Origin of the sequence: Pseudomonas sp. PDM19, from assembly GCF_014852215.1 — a bacterium.
Lineage (GTDB): Bacteria > Pseudomonadota > Gammaproteobacteria > Pseudomonadales > Pseudomonadaceae > Pseudomonas.
Genome location: NZ_JACVBG010000011.1, coordinates 1 through 568 on the forward strand (window position 1 = coordinate 1; position 568 = coordinate 568).

The following is a 568-nucleotide window of genomic DNA, read 5'->3' on the forward strand; positions in this document are numbered from 1 at the left end:
GGGAGAGGAGGAAGGAAGGAGGAAGGGAAGGGAGGGGAAGGGAGGGGAGAAAGGGAGAAGGGGAGGAGAAGAAGGAAAGAGAGGGAGAAAAAGAAAAAAAGGAAAAAAAAGGAAGAGAGAAAAAGGAGAAGAGAGGGAGGGGAAGGGGAAAAGAGGGAGGGAAAGAGGAAGAGAAAGGAGAAAGAGAAGGAAAAGAAAGAAAAAGAGGAGAGAGAAGAAAGGAGAGAAAGGCCGGGAGGGCGAGACAGGGAAAGGGGAAAAAAAAAAAGCCAAAAACGAAGAAAAAGAAAAAGAAAGAGGAAAAAACGAGGGGGAAGAGAACGAGGGAAAAAGAGAGGAAGAGGAAGAGGAAAAGGAAAGAAGGGGGAGAGAGAGAGAAGGAGAGGGAGGAGAAGGGGGAGAAAGGGAGGAGAAGAGAGAGGAGAGAGAAAGGGACAAGAAGAAGAAAGAAGAGAAGGAAAGAGAAAAGGGAAAGGAAGAGGAGGAGGAAGAGGAAAAGAAGGGGAGAAGGAAGGGGGAGAAGAGGGAAGAGGAAAGGGAAGAGGGAGAAGAGGGGGAGGAGAAGGAA

General features: G+C 48.4%; 1 protein-coding gene. It reads left to right on the plus strand.

From position 1 onward, the window contains the following. The coding region (locus IB273_RS32065) for a hypothetical protein (RefSeq protein ID WP_192225871.1) at positions 1–568 on the plus strand (568 nt) is incomplete at both ends.